Source organism: Burkholderia sp. B10 (assembly GCF_004368385.1).
In the GTDB taxonomy this organism is placed as follows: domain Bacteria; phylum Pseudomonadota; class Gammaproteobacteria; order Burkholderiales; family Burkholderiaceae; genus Burkholderia; species Burkholderia vietnamiensis.
In genome coordinates, this window is the sequence record NZ_PQMX01000040.1 from 1 (window position 1) to 15,692 (window position 15,692).

At 67.0% G+C, this 15,692-nt stretch carries 12 protein-coding genes and 1 riboswitch; of the genes, 7 read left to right on the plus strand and 5 right to left on the minus strand.

Annotated elements, in window-relative coordinates:
- Nucleotides 1-229 precede the first annotated feature (229 nt).
- Nucleotides 230-1,894, plus strand: coding sequence for an acid phosphatase (locus tag C3Y15_RS19775; RefSeq protein WP_069246482.1), 1,665 nt, complete (start codon nucleotides 230-232; stop codon nucleotides 1,892-1,894).
- A 166-nt stretch (nucleotides 1,895-2,060) separates the two neighbouring features.
- Here the strand turns inward: C3Y15_RS19775 and C3Y15_RS19780 are convergent, their stop codons facing one another.
- Together C3Y15_RS19780 and C3Y15_RS19790 are read right to left on the minus strand one after the other, a co-directional pair.
- Nucleotides 2,061-3,926 (minus strand): phosphoenolpyruvate carboxykinase (GTP), encoded by a 1,866-nt coding sequence (locus C3Y15_RS19780; protein ID WP_069246481.1) that lies wholly within the window; start codon nucleotides 3,924-3,926, stop codon nucleotides 2,061-2,063.
- Nucleotides 3,927-4,609: 683 nt separating this feature from the next.
- Nucleotides 4,610-6,196, minus strand: a complete 1,587-nt coding sequence (locus C3Y15_RS19790) for an isocitrate lyase (protein WP_011882280.1) — start codon at nucleotides 6,194-6,196, stop codon at nucleotides 4,610-4,612.
- A 396-nt stretch (nucleotides 6,197-6,592) separates the two neighbouring features.
- Between C3Y15_RS19790 and C3Y15_RS19795 the strand changes: the two genes are divergently transcribed.
- The 4 genes from C3Y15_RS19795 (at nucleotide 6,593) to C3Y15_RS19810 (ending at nucleotide 11,350) form a co-directional block, all read left to right on the plus strand.
- Nucleotides 6,593-7,114, plus strand: coding sequence for a YbaK/prolyl-tRNA synthetase associated domain-containing protein (locus tag C3Y15_RS19795; protein ID WP_011882281.1), 522 nt, complete (start codon nucleotides 6,593-6,595; stop codon nucleotides 7,112-7,114).
- Nucleotides 7,111-7,749 (plus strand): helix-turn-helix transcriptional regulator, encoded by a 639-nt coding sequence (locus C3Y15_RS19800; protein WP_045577953.1) that lies wholly within the window; start codon nucleotides 7,111-7,113, stop codon nucleotides 7,747-7,749. Before C3Y15_RS19795 ends, C3Y15_RS19800 begins: the two co-directional genes overlap by 4 nt.
- 45 nt (nucleotides 7,750-7,794) lie before the next feature.
- On the plus strand, nucleotides 7,795-8,772 hold the full coding sequence (locus tag C3Y15_RS19805) for a threo-3-hydroxy-L-aspartate ammonia-lyase (RefSeq protein ID WP_011882283.1): 978 nt from the start codon (nucleotides 7,795-7,797) through the stop codon (nucleotides 8,770-8,772).
- 246 nt (nucleotides 8,773-9,018) lie between these two features.
- Nucleotides 9,019-9,212, plus strand: a riboswitch (cobalamin riboswitch).
- A gap of 209 nt (nucleotides 9,213-9,421) precedes the next feature.
- Complete coding sequence (locus C3Y15_RS19810) at nucleotides 9,422-11,350, plus strand: TonB-dependent receptor (RefSeq protein ID WP_059991578.1); 1,929 nt, start codon at nucleotides 9,422-9,424, stop codon at nucleotides 11,348-11,350.
- A gap of 80 nt (nucleotides 11,351-11,430) precedes the next feature.
- On the opposite strand, the gene C3Y15_RS19815 is transcribed toward C3Y15_RS19810, so the two are convergent.
- Nucleotides 11,431-12,069, minus strand: coding sequence for a LysE family transporter (locus tag C3Y15_RS19815; RefSeq protein ID WP_011882285.1), 639 nt, complete (start codon nucleotides 12,067-12,069; stop codon nucleotides 11,431-11,433).
- Between the two features lie 115 nt (nucleotides 12,070-12,184).
- On the opposite strand from C3Y15_RS19815, the gene C3Y15_RS19820 reads away from it, so the two are divergent.
- Nucleotides 12,185-12,649: an Lrp/AsnC family transcriptional regulator gene (locus C3Y15_RS19820; protein WP_034195093.1), complete on the plus strand. Its 465-nt coding sequence runs from the start codon at nucleotides 12,185-12,187 to the stop codon at nucleotides 12,647-12,649.
- A gap of 148 nt (nucleotides 12,650-12,797) precedes the next feature.
- On the opposite strand, the gene C3Y15_RS19825 is transcribed toward C3Y15_RS19820, so the two are convergent.
- The gene (locus C3Y15_RS19825) at nucleotides 12,798-13,589 is read right to left on the minus strand and encodes a DUF2182 domain-containing protein (protein WP_059460468.1); all 792 of its coding nucleotides are present in this window, start codon (nucleotides 13,587-13,589) and stop codon (nucleotides 12,798-12,800) included.
- Nucleotides 13,586-14,230: a DUF1326 domain-containing protein gene (locus C3Y15_RS19830; RefSeq protein WP_011882299.1), complete on the minus strand. Its 645-nt coding sequence runs from the start codon at nucleotides 14,228-14,230 to the stop codon at nucleotides 13,586-13,588. The genes C3Y15_RS19825 and C3Y15_RS19830 overlap by 4 nt, the downstream gene beginning before the upstream one ends.
- A 278-nt stretch (nucleotides 14,231-14,508) precedes the next feature.
- Here C3Y15_RS19830 and C3Y15_RS19835 point away from each other — a divergent pair, with 278 nt between their 5' ends.
- Nucleotides 14,509-15,672: an MFS transporter gene (locus C3Y15_RS19835; protein WP_059738459.1), complete on the plus strand. Its 1,164-nt coding sequence runs from the start codon at nucleotides 14,509-14,511 to the stop codon at nucleotides 15,670-15,672.
- The last annotated feature ends 20 nt before the right edge of the window (nucleotides 15,673-15,692 follow it).

Sequence of the window (15,692 nt, forward strand, 5' to 3'; positions counted from 1 at the left end):
CCCTCGATTCCCGCCCCCGCGCCCATCGTCGCGCATAGCTCCGACAAATCCCTTTCATCGCCCCAGCCGACCGCGCTATAGTCGCGTGCATGACATTTTCGTGACAGCGCGAAGCTTACCGCCGTGAGCCCGCACGACGCCGGCTCTCGTGCACCTGCGCGCGCGCCAGCACGCACCACCCAGCGCGCCCCACATCGAACGACCATCGCCCATTCGAGGAGACCACGACGTGACCGACACCCCCGACCGCCCCGACGATCTTCCCGTTGATGCCGAGCGCCGCCGTGTGCTCGGTGGCCTCGCCACGCTCGGTGCGGGCGTCGCGCTAGGCGGCTGCGAGATCACGTCGGGACGTGCGCCGCGCACGGCCGCCGACCTGCAGCTCGACGAAACACTGCGCCGACACGTGCGTCACATCGTCGTGATCTTTGCCGAGAACCGCAGCTTCGCGAATCTGTACGGCGATTTCCCGGGCGTGCAGTATCCGCTGAGCGCGGTGAAGCCCGAGCAGGCACAGCAACTCGACCGCGACGGTAAGACGCCGCTGCCCGTGCTCCCGAAAATCTGGGGCGGGCTCGTGCCGCAGGCGCAGGAAGTCGACGGCAAGCGTTACGTGATTGCCGAACGCGACATCGACAAGCTGCCGAACGCGCCGTTCCGGCTCGCCGATGCGCAAGGCAAGCCGCTACCCAACGGCGTGATCACGCGCGACCTGTGGCACCGCTTCTATCAGAACCAGATGCAGATCGCCGGCGGCCGCAACAACCAGTTCGCCGCATGGGCCGATTCGGGCGGCCTCGTGATGGGCCACTACCGCAACTCCGCCGACACGCTGCGCCTGTGGAACCTCGCGCGGCAGTACACGCTGTGCGACAACTTCTTCATGGCGGCATTCGGCGGATCGTGGCTCAACCACATGTTCCTGATTTCCGCGCAGCCGCCGGTCTACCCCGACGCACACAAGCATCCGCAGGCGACGAAGCTGCTGTCGAAGGTGGACGGCGACGATCCGGCCGGCACGCGCCTCGCGCTGGCCGCCAATTCGCCCGCGTCGGCGCTCGACGGCCCGCCGAAGTTCGCAGCCGACGGCGCCCTCACCCCCGACGGCTACGGCGTCAATACGATGGCCCCGCCGTACCAGCCGAGCTACGTGCCGCCGGCGGACCCCGGCAATGCCGCGTATGCGGACCCGGCAGACCATCGCGTGATGCCGCCGCAGGCTCACGCGACGATCGGCGATCGTCTGTCGGAGAAGAACGTCGACTGGGCCTGGTACAGCGGCGCGTGGCAATACGCGCTCGAGCATCGCGACACGGGGAGCGTGCCCGACTTCCAGTATCACCACCAGCCGTTCAACTACTTTGCGAACTACGCGCCGGGCACCGATGCGCGCCGCAAGCATCTGCGCGACGCGGGCGTCGGCGACGATCCTTCGACCAATCACTTCCTCGCCGCGGTCGACGCGGGCAAGCTGCCGGCCGTGACGTTCTACAAGCCGCAAGGCAACCTCAACATGCACGCCGGCTACGCGGACGTCGAATCGGGCGATCGCCACATCGCGAACGTGATCGAGCACATCCGCCGTAGCCCGCAGTGGGCGAACACGGTGATCGTAATGACGCACGACGAGAACGGCGGCTGGTGGGATCACGTCGCGCCGCCGGTGGGCGATCGCTGGGGGCCGGGCTCGCGGATTCCCACGCTGGTGATCTCGCCGTTCGCGAAGAAGGGCCACGTCGATCACACGATGTACGACACGAACTCGATCCTGCGCTTCATCGGCCGCGTGCATGGGCTCGCGCCGCTCGACGGCGTCGCCGCGCGCGACCGTGCGTTCGCCTCGCGCGGCGCGCCGCCGCCGGGCGATCTGACGAACGCGCTCGATTTCGGTTGACGGCCCACTGAGGTTCGTCGAAGCGACGACGTGCGGCTTGCGACCGCTGTAGCAGCCGCACGATGCAGTGCGATGCTGCGCGTCGACGCACGGGCAGCGCGCACCAACGAAAACGTCCCGCGCCGGCAACGCATGCCGGCGCGGCACGTCATGCAGACACCGCGCTTCAGTTGCCGATACGCTGCTCGATCTTCTTCATCGTCTCCGTCAGCTCGGCGGGCAGGCGCAACTTCAGCGTTTCGAACAGCGCGGCGTGCAGCTTCAGCTCGTCGCGCCACTCGGCTGCGTCGATCGACGTCGCCGCATCGAACTGCTCGCGCGTGAAGTCGAGCCCGTCCCAGTGCAGGTCGTCATACGCGGGCGTCACGCCGAACACGTGATCCTCGCCGCCGCCGTTGCCTTCGAGGCGCTCGATCATCCACCTCAGCACGCGCATGTTCTCGCCGAAGCCCGGCCACACGAACTTGCCGTTCGCGTCCTTGCGGAACCAGTTCACGCAGTAGATCTTCGGCAGCGTCGCGCCGCTCGCTTCGAGCTGCTTGCCGAGCTTCAGCCAGTGCGCAAAGTAATCGCTCATGTTGTAGCCGCAGAACGGCAGCATCGCGAACGGATCGCGTCGCACGACGCCTTGCTGGCCCGCCGCCGCCGCAGTCGTTTCCGAGCCCATCGTCGCGGCCATGTATACGCCTTCGATCCAGTCGCGCGCTTCCGTCACGAGCGGCACGGCCGTCGAACGACGCCCGCCGAAGATGAACGCGTCGATCGCCACGCCGGCCGGATCTTCCCAGTCCGCGTCGATCGACGGGCATTGCGACGCGGGCGCGGTGAAGCGCGAGTTCGGGTGCGCCGCCTTGCGGCCCGTTTCCTTGCCGAGCTCGGGCGTCCACGCGTTGCCCTGCCAGTCGATCAGCTTGGCGGGCGGCGTGTCGGTCAGCCCCTCCCACCACACGTCGCCGTCCTCGGTCAGTGCGACGTTCGTGAAGATGACGTTCTCCGTGAGCGTCGAGATCGCATTCGGATTCGTCTTCACGCCGGTGCCCGGCGCGACGCCGAAGAAGCCGGCTTCCGGATTGATCGCATACAGGCGGCCGTCGCGACCCGGCTTCAGCCATGCGATGTCGTCGCCGATCGTCGTGACCTTCCAGCCGTCGAAGCCCTTCGGCGGAATCAGCATCGCGAAGTTGGTCTTGCCGCACGCGGACGGGAATGCCGCCGCGACGTGATACTTCTTGCCGGCCGGCGACGTCACGCCGAGGATCAGCATGTGTTCGGCGAGCCAGCCCTGGTCGCGGCCCATCGTCGACGCGATGCGCAACGCGAAGCACTTCTTGCCGAGCAGCGCGTTGCCGCCGTAGCCGGAGCCGAAGCTCCAGATCTCGCGCGTCTCGGGAAAATGCACGATGTACTTGACCGGGTTGCACGGCCACGGCACGTCCTGCTGCCCTGCTTCGAGCGGATGACCGACGCTGTGCACGCACGGCACGAACGCGCCGTCCTCGCCGAGCACGTCGTACACGTCGCGCCCCATGCGCGTCATGATCCGCATGTTGGCCACCACGTACGGGCTGTCGGACAGCTCGACGCCGACGTGCGCGATCGGCGAGCCGAGCGGGCCCATCGAGAACGGCACCACGTACAGCGTGCGGCCGCGCATCGCGCCGCGAAACAGGCCGTTCAGCGTCTCGCGCATTTCATCCGGCGCGATCCAGTTGTTGGTCGGCCCCACGTCGTCGGGCGAGTCCGTGCAGATGAAGGTGCGATCCTCGACGCGTGCAACGTCCGACGGATCGGATTGCGCGAGATACGAGTTCGGCCGCTTCGCCGGATTCAGACGCTTGAGCGTGCCCTGATCGACCATCGCCTGACACAGCGCGTCGTATTCCTGCTGCGAGCCGTCGCACCACACGACGCGCTCGGGTTCCGTGAGCGCCGCGATGCGCGACACCCAGTCGATCAGCTTGCGATGTTTGACGAATGCCGGAGGAGCGATCAGCGGGCCGTGCGTCGCTTCGGCCAATGAGTTTTGCGACATCGGGGTGTCTCCAGATTATTGGACGGGGATACAGGATGCGGGGCGAGCCCGCGAGATCGGGATTGCGGTGGGCGTGCAGACTGAAGCGACACGCATCGCGGCATCGACGCGCGAGCGGAGCGCGCGTCGATGCCGCGATGCGGGCGAGAGTATGTGAACTATCTGAACGATCGCGTGAGTGTACGAACGCGAGTTTCGCCATGCGAACAACCTGCCGTCCAACTCCATGCAGGCCAGCATACCATCGCCGATATTGCGCGGGCGTTGCGTTGCAACAAGAAACAACCGTGACGATGGGTCGGGCATGTCGCTTGCGGACGGGTTGTTTTACTGGTTCGCTGCATGCTCCGCGCGGACGAAACGGCCCGGCGCTTTGCAGTGCAAGGGTTGCGCGCCAGCGGCAATTTTGGTCGGCGCCTCGCGTGGCCCACGTACGCAAGCGCACGTTGCGCGGATCCGTGTTTTCGCTACTCAGGCAAACCCTGAATCAGGTTGCGCACACAAACATCTGTTGCGAGCGCGCTGCCTACGCACCGCTCAAAACCGCGCTTTCTGCAATTCGGGCGAACACGTGCGACGGCCGCTACGACGGTGAGCTGCGACTGCCTCACGACCGAGCGCGACTGAAAAAAAACGCCAACCCGTGAACAACGGGTTGGCGTCGTGTGCCGCGGCTATGACGATTACGAGAACTGGTTCATCGTGTTGTCCTTGCCCGCTGCCTTCAGCGCGGCTTCACCGCTGAAGTATTCCTTGTGATCGTCGCCGATGTCCGAACCCGACATGTTCTGGTGCTTCACGCACGCGATGCCCTGGCGGATTTCCTTGCGCTGCACGCCGGCCACGTAGCCGAGCATGCCTTGTTCGCCGAAGTATTCCTTCGCGAGGTTGTCGGTCGACAATGCGGCCGTGTGGTACGTCGGCAGCGTGATCAGGTGATGGAAGATGCCGGCTTCACGCGACGCATCGGCCTGGAACGTGCGGATCTTGTCGTCCGCGAGCTTCGCCAGTTCGGTGTCGTCGTATTCGACACTCATCAGTTGCGCACGGTCGTATGCCGACACGTCCTTGCCTTCGGCCTTCAGCGCGTCGTACACCTGCTGACGGAAGTTCAGCGTCCAGTTGAACGACGGGCTGTTGTTGTACACCAGCTTCGCGTTCGGGATCACCTTGCGGATTTCGTTGACCATGCCGGCGATCTGCGCGATGTGCGGCTTTTCGGTCTCGATCCACAGCAGGTCGGCGCCGTTCTGCAGCGACGTGATGCAATCCAGCACGCAACGTGCTTCACCCGTGCCGGCGCGGAACTGGAACAGGTTGCTCGGCAGGCGCTTCGGACGCAGCAGCTTGCCGTCGCGCTTGATCACGACGTCGCCGTTGCCGAGCTGGTCTCCCGACAGTTCTTCGCAGTCGAGGAACGAGTTGTACTGGTCGCCCAGGTCGCCCGGCGCGTTCGTCACGGCGATCTGCTTGGTCAGGCCGGCGCCGAGCGAGTCGGTGCGCGCGACGATGATGCCGTCATCCACGCCCAGCTCCAGGAATGCGTAGCGGATCGCGCGGATCTTCGCGAGGAAGTCCTCGTGCGGCACCGTGACCTTGCCGTCCTGGTGGCCGCACTGCTTCTCGTCCGACACCTGGTTCTCGATCTGGATGCAGCATGCGCCCGCTTCGATGAACTGCTTGGCCAGCAGATAGGTCGCTTCAGCGTTGCCGAAACCGGCGTCGATGTCGGCGATGATCGGCACGACGTGCGTCACGTGGTTGTCGATCTTTTGCTGGATCGCGGCCTTCGCAGCGGCGTCCTTCGCGGCATCCAGCTCGCGGAACAGGCCGCCGAGCTCACGGGCGTCGGCCTGGCGCAGGAACGTGTACAGCTCGCGGATCAGCGCGCTGACCGACGTCTTTTCGTGCATCGACTGGTCCGGCAGCGGGCCGAACTCCGAGCGCAGCGCAGCGACCATCCAGCCCGACAGGTACAGGTAGCGGCGTTCGGTGCTGTTGAAGTGCTTCTTGATGGAAATCATCTTCTGCTGGCCGATGAAGCCGTGCCAGCAACCGAGCGACTGCGTGTACTTGGACGGATCCGCGTCGTACGCAGCCATGTCGGCGCGCATGATCTTCGCGGTGTACTTGGCGATGTCGAGGCCCGTCTTGAACTTGTTCTGGGCGCGCATGCGAGCGGCATACTCGGGATTGATGGCATTCCACGCGCTGCCGTGGTTTTCCTTCAAGCCAGCCACTGCCTTGATGTCGTCTTGATATTGGGACATGTCAATCTCCTGGGAACGAAGCGCATTTGAGTAAAGGGTTCCGCGTGTCCGCCGCGTCTGACGAAGCGAACTGCATGGACTTAATAGTACCGCTGCACGGCGCGCTTTCGGCCAACTCTTATATAAGACATAAGATATAAATTTCTGTTAATTTTCAATGAGATAGGTCCGAGTTTTTGCGATGCAAAACACTTTTTCAAGGCACGGAAAGACAGGCGGCACGAAAGCGCCCACGCCATTTCGCAACATGAAATGGCCTTTCGGTACACGGTGCGCGCGCCTTGCCTGCCGTGCGCCCAACGCCCTTTTCTGTCTGCGGCGCGACAAAACGTCTATACTTGGATGATTCATCTATTTCGACCGCGCTACGCGCGCACTCTTACGGCCTGCCACGACATGACCGAATACCCCGTCTTCAACGGGCTGTGCGAGCTGCTGACCAGCAACGGTGCGCGGTTCCGCGTGCTCGAGCACCCCGCAGAGGGCAAATCCGACGTGATCGCCGCGATTCGCGGCACGCGTCCCGAACAGGGCGCGAAGGCGATGCTCTGCACGTTCAAGGATGGCGGCGATGCGACCGCGCTGGCAGTGATCCCCGGTCATCTGAAGATCGACTTCCGCAAGGTCGCCGACGCGCTCGGCCGTCGCAAGGCGACGCTGGCGCCGCCGGAGCGCGCGGCCGCCGTCACCGGCTGCGTGATGGGCGCCGTGCCGCCGTTCGTGTTTGACGCGAGCGTGACGCTCGTCGTCGATCCGGCGCTGGTCGAACGCAACGACGCGATCGCGTTCAACGCCGGACGCCTCGACCGCTCGATCGTGCTCGACGCGTCCGATTACGTGCGGATCGCCCGACCGCTGCTCGCCGACATCACGCGTCCCGAGACCACCGACGCACCTGCGCTCGAAGCCGCGCGATGAACCGTTCCCGCCCGACGCCGCAGCTGGAACAGGCATCGCTGATCGAACAGGTGCTGCGCATCGCCGAAGGGCTCGGCGCGATGTTCGCGCCGTTCACCGAGGTCGTCGTGCACGACCTGCGCACGCCCGAGCACGCGATCCTCGCGATCCACAACAACCTGTCGGGCCGCGCGGTCGGCGATCCCGCGACCGAACTCGGCCTCGCGCGCATCGCGGACGACGACTTCCCGCAGGTGCTCGCGAACTACGCGAACCGCTTCGCCGACGGCCGCACCGCGAAAAGCACGTCGATCGGCATCAAGGATTCGAGCGGCCATTACGTGGCCGCGCTGTGCCTGAACGCGGACGTCACGCTGTTCCGCGGCTTCCAGGGGATGCTGAACCAGTTCTGCAGCGTCGAAGGCGCGCCGGTCGCCGACACGCTCGATCCGGCCGGCGCCGACGCGATCCGGCAGCGCATCGATGCGTTCGCGACGCGTCTCGCGTCCACGCCGCGCGAACTGAAGACCGACCAGCGGCGCGAGCTGATGCAGATGCTGAAGGCAGACGGCTTTCTCGAGGTGCGCCGCGCGATGGAAATCGTCGCGCAGCACCTCGGCGTATCGCGCGCCACCGTATACAACGATGCAAAATGACGGGCACGCCCGCCCCGATGATCGCCCTATCGACGAGAGCCACCGATGACCAATCCGACCCTTCCCACCTACGACGACGTCGCGGCCGCCGCCGCGCGCCTGCAGGGCCACGCGCACCGCACGCCCGTGATGACGTCGAGCACGCTCGACGACGCGCTCGGCGCGCAAGTGTTCTTCAAGTGCGAGAACCTGCAGCGCATGGGTGCGTTCAAGTTCCGCGGCGCGTTCAACGCGCTGTCGCGCTTCGACGCCACGCAGCGCCGCAACGGCGTCGTCACCTTCTCGTCGGGTAACCACGCGCAGGCGATCGCGCTGTCGGCGCGCATGCTCGGCATCCCGGCGACGATCGTGATGCCGCAGGACGCGCCGGCCGCGAAGATGGCCGCCACGCGCGGCTACGGCGGCAACGTCGTGACCTACGACCGCTATACGGAAGACCGCGAGCAGATCGGCCGCGAGCTGGCGGAGAAGCACGGGCTCACGCTGATCCCGCCGTACGACCATGCGGACGTGATCGCCGGCCAGGGCACGGCGGCGAAGGAGCTGTTCGACGAAGTCGGGCCGCTGGACGCGGTGTTCGCGCCGCTCGGCGGCGGCGGCCTGCTGTCCGGCACCGCGCTCGCGACGCGTGCGCTGTCGCCGCAAGCGAAGCTGTACGGCGTCGAGCCCGAAGCCGGCAACGACGGCCAGCAATCGTTCCGCAGCGGCGCGATCGTGCACATCGACACGCCGCGCACGATCGCCGACGGCGCGCAGACGCAGCATCTGGGCAACCTGACGTTCCAGATCCTGCGGCGCGACGTCGACGACATCCTGACAGCGACCGACGCCGAACTGGTCGACAGCATGCGGTTCTTCGCAACCCGGATGAAGCTCATCGTCGAGCCGACCGGCTGCCTGTCGCTCGCGGCCGCACGCAAGATGAAGGACGAACTCGCGGGCAAGCGCGTCGGCATCGTGATCAGCGGCGGCAACGTCGACCTCGCGAACTTCGCCGCACTGGTTTCCAGTCCCGCCGCATGAAATCGCCGGGGGCGCGCGCCGGCGGCTGCGGCGCGCGCTCCCGGCGCAACACCCCACCGCCTCGTTCGAACGACGAGGACGCGCGCGTTCCAGCCTCATATCGCCCCGCCACGGCCAGCCGCTTTCGTCAGATGTGAAATACGCTCCGTTGCGCCCGCGACACGCCATCCGCGAGCATTCGACGCGCGGTGACGTTTTTTCGCACCCCTGCGCGATTCGACGATTGACGTGCCGGCGTGCTCGCCCTTACGCTTGCGCACCGATGGTTCCCGGAGACGGGATCAAAAGGGAACGCAGCAGAGGCCGAGCCTCCAATCTGCGGCTGCCCCCGCAACTGTAAGCGGCGAATCCGCGCCACCACGCGCCACTGGGAAACCGGGAAGGCCGGCGCGGATGACGACCCGCAAGCCAGGAGACCTGCCATCGACCCGAGGTCCAGCAGCCGCACCGGGCGGGGTGTCCCGATGCGCCGGCACCGCCGTTGGCGGTCGCCCCGTTGCATGGACGGCCCCGACCTCTGAACGCTTCGCATGTTCATTCTTACCGCCCTCGCTTCCGCGCCGGAAGCATCGCGCCGCTGCACCGCCTGCGTGCGCGGCGCCGGCTCGCGCGCACGCCGCATCTGCAACACGACCACGCTCGCCGCATCATGAATCTTCGCCACCTTCTCGCCACGTCCGCCGCATCGGCGCTGCTCTGCCCGCTCGCGCACGCGGCCGGCGACACGGCGCCTGCCGAAGCGTCGCCGCCCGCGGCCGGCACGGAGCTGCCGACCATCGCCGTGACCGACACGCGGCGCCTGCCCGAGTCGTTCGACCAGCGCTATGCGACGACGCAGGTGCTCACGCGCGCCGACCTCGAGCGGCTGTCGCCCAGCGAGCCGAGCATCACGCAGGCGCTCGCGACGCTGCCCGGTGTGACGGTGTCGTCCAACGGCGGCCCCGGCTCGTCCGCGTCGGTCAGCATCCGCGGCTCGTCGGCGAGCCAGGTCGCGGTGTTCATCGACGGCATCCCGATCGGCTCGCCGACCACCGGCATCGCGCCGTGGGCTGACCTGCCGACCGAAGCGTTCGAGCGCGTCGAGGTGATCTCCGGGCCGGCCGCCGCGTCGTTCGGCGCGAACGCGATGGGCGGCGTCGTGCAGCTGTTCACGCGCCGCGCCGCGGGTCAGCCGAACCAGACGAGCGTGTCGTTCGGCGGCGGCTCGAACAAGACCTTCGATACGCAGCTGCGCACGTCCGGCACCGTGCCGTCCACCGGCCCGCTCGCCGCGCTCGGCGGCCTCACCTACTCGCTCGGCCTGCACGACTACAACACCGCCGGCATCGACGCCACGCAGCCAGTGCTGCCGTACCACGAGGCCGGACGCAATCCGTATCACGCGCAGGATCTCGATGCGCGTCTCGGCTATGCACGCGGCAACTGGTCGGTCTCGACGTTCGCGCTGTATCACCGCTCCGACCTGTCCTACGACAACGCAGGCTTCGCGAATCGCCAACTCGACCATCAGCTGACGACCGGCGTCGCGTTCCATCTCGACATCACGCGCGACACGCAGTTCGCGCAGTCGTTCGGTTATGCGAGCGACCGGCAGTTCCTGTATGCGAACGATCCGACCATCCCGACCGACCAGATCGATTCGCAGCGCATCAGCGTGTCGACGTCGCTCACGCATCAGGAGCACGGCTTCCGGCTGTTCGGGCTGCCGCTGTCGGGCGAGACGAAGCTGGCCTACGACTTCACGCGCGAGCAGGCGTTCCTGCCTGCCGACCTGCCGGACGGCATACCGACGCGCAACGACTCGGCGTTTTCGCTGCATCAGTCGGCGACGCTCGGCAGCGTGACGATGTTCGTCGCGGGCCGGCACGAGATCATCATGGGCAAGGCGGTGAACACGGGTAACGTCGCGCTGTCGTGGGCGATCACGCCGGTGTATGCGGCGCGCGTCTCGTACGGCAATGCGTTCCGCCTGCCGTCGTTCAACGACCTGTACTACCCCGGTTACGGCAATCCGAACCTGAACCCCGAACGCAGCGATTCGGTCGAGGCGGCGCTCGATGCGAATACGGCATACGGCACGTTCAGCGCTGCGATTTACGACACGCGCGTCAACAACCTGATCGCGTACAACCCGGCGACGTTCTCGCCGATGAACATCGGCCGCGCGCATATCCGCGGCATCGACCTGTCGTACAAGGGGACGATCGGCCGGTCGACGCCGGTCAGCATCGCGGTGGGCATCCTGAATCCGCAGGACGTGACCAACGAAAGCTGGCTGAGCCGCCGGCCGCGCCAGACCTTCAGCGCGAGCGTCGACCACACGTGGGACGAATTGCGCCTGCATGCGTTGAGTACCGGCGCCACGCTTAGCTACGGCGGCACGACGTTCGACGACCCGGCCAACACGACCTATCTGCCGTCGTACCTGAGCGTGAACCTGCGCGCGTCGTACAAGGTCAACGCGCATCTGACGGTGTCGGCCACGTTGTCGAACCTGTTCGACCGCCAGTACATGACCGCCTACGGCTACAACACGTTGGGCCGCACTGCGTTCGGCAAGATCAGCTATACGTTCTGATCGCGCCGGGTACGGCACTGGCCCGCGCGGGCGGTGCCGCATCGAGTCCTCGTGCATACGCGGTCGCGCCGCGATGCGCGTCACGCCCCTGCGACGCCACGCACGCCTGCGATCAGCTGGATCGCGCCAAATCCCGCGATCACGACCGCGGACACGCGCGCGAGTGCGTACATGAGCGCCGGCGGCATCCTGGTGCGCAGCGCGGCGCTCGTGCCGCTCAGGCACAGCCACCACGCCGCCGAACCGACGAACACGCCGCCCACCATCATCGCGACCGTCGCGCGCATTCCGCTGTCGTGCGCGCCGGCCAGCGGGCCGAGCGCCGCGAAGATTCCGACGAACGACAGGATCGTCATCGGGTTGGACAGCGTCAGGCCGAAGGTCGTGACGAAATCGCGCAGCGCGGTCGTGCGCGGCAGTTCGGCGCGCGCGGCCGGCGCAGGCGCTCCCTGCCGCGCGATGGTCCAGGCCAGCCACATGAGAAACGCGCCGCCGCCGATCTTCAGCACGACGGTCAGCATCGGAAACGCGGTGACGACGCCGGCCACACCGAGCGCGCCGAGCAGTCCGTAGAGCGCGTCGGCGCATGCGGCGCCCAGGCCCGTCGCGAACCCCGCTTGAAAGCCCCGGCTCAGGCTGCGCTGGATGCACAGCATGCCGATCGGGCCGACCGGCAGCGCGATCGACAACCCGATCACGACGGACTTGATGAACAGCATGACCGGCTCCCGGCGATGTGTGATGACTGGAGAAAGCATCGTATGGAAAATCCGATCGCCGCTGAAGCCGGTTTTTAAGGAAAAATGGCGCTTTCACCTTAAAAACTCCGACGCGATGGACGAACTCGACTGGAAGCTGATCGCGCTGCTGCAGGCCAACGGCCGCATCAGCTATACGGAACTCGCGCGGCAGGTTCACCTGTCCGTGCCGGCGGTGACGGAGCGCGTGAAGCGTCTCGAGTCGACCGGTGTGATCGGCGGCTACACGGCGCGCATCGATCCGGCCGCCGCCGGCTATCCGGTCAGCGCGCTGATCGGCATCACCGTGCCGCAGCCGGCGAAGGCGAAATTCCTGAAGCTGCTGGAGACGATCCCCGAAGTGGTCGAGTGCCATCACGTGACCGGCGCCGACTCGTACGTGATGCGCTTCGTCGCGGTCAGCATGGCGCATCTCGAACAGTTGATCGAGCGCGTCAATCTGTATGGGGAAACGCGCACGTCGATCGTGATGTCGACGCCGTTGCCGGCGCGCGGGCTCGCGCGGCCGGCCGTCGCGAGCGATTTTCCGGCGAGGCGGTGAAGCGGTTTCGGCAGGCGTGGGGGAACGTGGGGGCAAGTCGCGCGATGTGAGCTGTGAGATGCGAGAGGCATCGCGCCCACAGCGGCCGCCCGTGCATCGGCGTTTCATCGCAACGCGCGCAGCGCGTCGCCAACGCCCGCCGCGCGCCTCACACCAGCAGCGTCGCGATCGCCCACCCGATCAACACCGCCCCGAGCGCGCGGCCGGCGCGCTCGCCGCCGGGCAGCACCTTTTCGACGAGCACGACGAGCGACAGCGTGACGATCCACACGACGTTCATCACGCCGCCGACGAACAGCAGCGTCATCAACATCCAGCAACAGCCGACGCAATACGCGCCGTGACGCATGCCGAGCACGAACACGCCCCACATCCCCGGCCGCCAGTGGGTCGCAAGAAAGCGTACGGGCGAGCGGCATTGCCGCAAGCACGCGCGCTTGAGCGGCGAGAACTGATACGCGCCGGCCAGCGCCAGCACGATCGCCGAGAGCGCGGCGCTCTTCGACCACAGCATCAGGCCGGAGATCAACCCGGCCGGCTGCAACAGCATCTGCAGCGTCGCCGCTGCGACCGAGAACGCGAACCACGCGGCGAGATAGCCGGCCAACAGGCACGCGGACGACCACGCCGAGCCGTCCCGCCGCCCGCCGCTTTGCCGCAGCACGCGCCGGTACAGCAGCACGAGCGGCACGGCGCCGGGCGTCATCATCGCGATCATCATCACCCACCACATCAGGATCACGGTCGCCGCCGACGGATCCATGCGGCCGATGCCGCCGGCCAGTCGATGCGGAAACAATGCGACCGCCGTCATGTCGAGCGCCGACATGCCGGTCCCCGCGCCGGTCCACAGATAGCTCCAGCAGGCGGCGACGAGCGCGGCCATGCCGAGCAGCGTGACCACGCGCTCGCGCCCGAATAGCTCGTCGACCGGGATCATGCGCTGGCGCGATGCCGGACCACCCCGTGGTTGTTCAGATGCAGCCGCGCGAACTGCGCATAGCTGCGCTCGAGGTCCAGCGCGATGTGCCCGTGCGAGCGGCCGGTGCCCGAGCCGATTTCGGCCAGTTCGTATTCGAAGCCGTGCGGCAGATCGATCCGTGCGCGGTGCTCGGCGCCCGTCACCGGATTGCGGATCGGTTCGCCGACCACGTCGAACACGCCTTCGACACTGATGCGCCCACGGCGCGCATCGACGTCGACGTCGAAATCGATCTTCGCGAAGATCGGCTCGAACGCCTGCTCGAGCGTTGCCGCGAACACCGCGAACATCGTCGCGAACGGATCGGTATCCTGACCGGTCATGATCTTCAGCACGGCGTCGCACTGTGCGGGGCTCGCACGCGCGTCGACGATCGGCTGGCAGCGGCCGCGCCCTTCGTGAATCGGCCCCGGCCACTGAAATACGACCGCGATGCGCACGCCGTCGAGCACCACGTCGCCGTAGTAGCCGCTGTCGATCGCAATCGCACCCATCGCTTCGCAGCGGCCATGGGTCGGCAGCGAATTGAACTGGCAGGGACAACCGTATGAACAATTGCAGTTCATCAGCTCGGTTCCCCGAATCTCCCACGGCGTCATGGCTCACCTCGCGCGGTCGACGGTACGTGATGCTTCGAATCTAGTGCACCGGATAGGCGAAAGCAAAGGACGCGCGAGCCGCACCGCAGCACCGGCCCGACGACGGACGCGCAGCGCGACACATACGTGCCCGGATGCGCCTCGGATACCTGCGCGCCATGTCCGACGAATGCCGACGCCCGGCTGCAACGTCGCGAATGCGGGCACCGCGCGGCGTTCCCGGTTCATACTGTCACGCTGTCGACGATCGTCCGACCGTCGCCGTCCAGGATGCCGTCATGCGCTTGCAAAGTGCGTTGCTGTTTCTCATCGGCACCCTGCTCACCGCGGGCGGCTACGGAGCGACCTTCCTGCTGTCGATGCGGTTTCACGAGATGGGCGGCAGCGATCTCGACACCGGCGCGGCGCTCGCCGCCGCGACCGTCGGCACCTTCGCCGGCCTCGCGGTAGTCGGCTGGTGTGCGCGCCTGCTCGGCGCCGCGCGGCTCGCCGCGCTGTGCGCGCTGTGCATCGGCGCGGGCGTCGCGGGCTTCGCGCTGGTCGGGCGTGCGCCGTACATCGATCTTCCGTCCGGGTTCCTGGTCGGCTTCGGCTGGGGCGCGTTTCACCTCGCCGCACCGATGATGCTGGTCGAGCGGATCGCCGGCGCGGCCCGAACCGAATGGTTCTTTCGGTCGGCGACGTTCCAGATGACCGGCGTCGGCGCAGCGCCGGCTTTCGCGGCATATGCAATGCGCGCACTCCACTGGTCGATCGACGACACGCTCTATGCGGTGGGCGCGCTGTGCGTGCTCGGCGCGCTGCTGCTCGAAGCATTCGGACGCCTGCATCCTCGGCCGCCCGCCGCCGTACGCGGCGGCCGTTGGGTACGCGAACTTCGCGCGATATCGCGCACGCGCGCTGCCGCGCCGATCGCGATGATCGCGCTCGGCACCTGCGTGTTCGCCGGCCTGATGACGTTCCAGATGTCGCTGATGCCGGACCCGCACGCGCGCGCCGGCACATTCTTCAGCGTTTATACGATGGCGGTGTTGACCGCGCGCTGGCTGCTCGGGCGTTGGGCCCGTCACGCAAACGCCGACACCGCGACGAAGAGCCTCCTCGCGATGATGCTGCTCGGTGCGCTCGCGATGTTCGGCGCATCCGCTCACCCGTCGCTCCAGTCGCTCGCCGCGGGGCTGCTCGGCGCGGGATATGGTCTTGCGTATCCGGTGATTCAGGCGCAGGCGCTGGAAGGATGCGCGGCCGAGCAACAGCACGGCGTGCTGACGTGGTTCGTCGCCGCGTACTTCGTCGGCACGTTCGGCTTTCCGTCGATCGGCGGCTGGGTGATGGTTCACGCGGGCAAAGGCGTGTTGCTGATGCTGATCTCGAGCTGCGCGCTCGCCGCGCTGTCGCTCGCGATTCTGCACGACCGGCCGGTCTCGGCGCGCCCGCAGTGAGCGGCCGGAGGACGCGCCGG

Bases quoted from the DNA above. Each gene is read 5' to 3' on its own strand.
- C3Y15_RS19835 (WP_059738459.1), top strand. From the start codon at position 14,509: ATGCGCTTGCAAAGTGCGTTGCTGTTTCTCATCGGCACCCTGCTCACC.
- C3Y15_RS19800 (WP_045577953.1), top strand. From the start codon at position 7,111: ATGAACCGTTCCCGCCCGACGCCGCAGCTGGAACAGGCATCGCTGATC.
- C3Y15_RS19830 (WP_011882299.1), bottom strand. From the start codon at position 14,230: ATGACGCCGTGGGAGATTCGGGGAACCGAGCTGATGAACTGCAATTGT.
- C3Y15_RS19805 (WP_011882283.1), top strand. From the start codon at position 7,795: ATGACCAATCCGACCCTTCCCACCTACGACGACGTCGCGGCCGCCGCC.
- C3Y15_RS19790 (WP_011882280.1), bottom strand. From the start codon at position 6,196: ATGTCCCAATATCAAGACGACATCAAGGCAGTGGCTGGCTTGAAGGAA.
- C3Y15_RS19820 (WP_034195093.1), top strand. From the start codon at position 12,185: ATGGACGAACTCGACTGGAAGCTGATCGCGCTGCTGCAGGCCAACGGC.
- C3Y15_RS19795 (WP_011882281.1), top strand. From the start codon at position 6,593: ATGACCGAATACCCCGTCTTCAACGGGCTGTGCGAGCTGCTGACCAGC.
- C3Y15_RS19780 (WP_069246481.1), bottom strand. From the start codon at position 3,926: ATGTCGCAAAACTCATTGGCCGAAGCGACGCACGGCCCGCTGATCGCT.
- C3Y15_RS19825 (WP_059460468.1), bottom strand. From the start codon at position 13,589: ATGATCCCGGTCGACGAGCTATTCGGGCGCGAGCGCGTGGTCACGCTG.
- C3Y15_RS19810 (WP_059991578.1), top strand. From the start codon at position 9,422: ATGAATCTTCGCCACCTTCTCGCCACGTCCGCCGCATCGGCGCTGCTC.
- C3Y15_RS19815 (WP_011882285.1), bottom strand. From the start codon at position 12,069: ATGCTGTTCATCAAGTCCGTCGTGATCGGGTTGTCGATCGCGCTGCCG.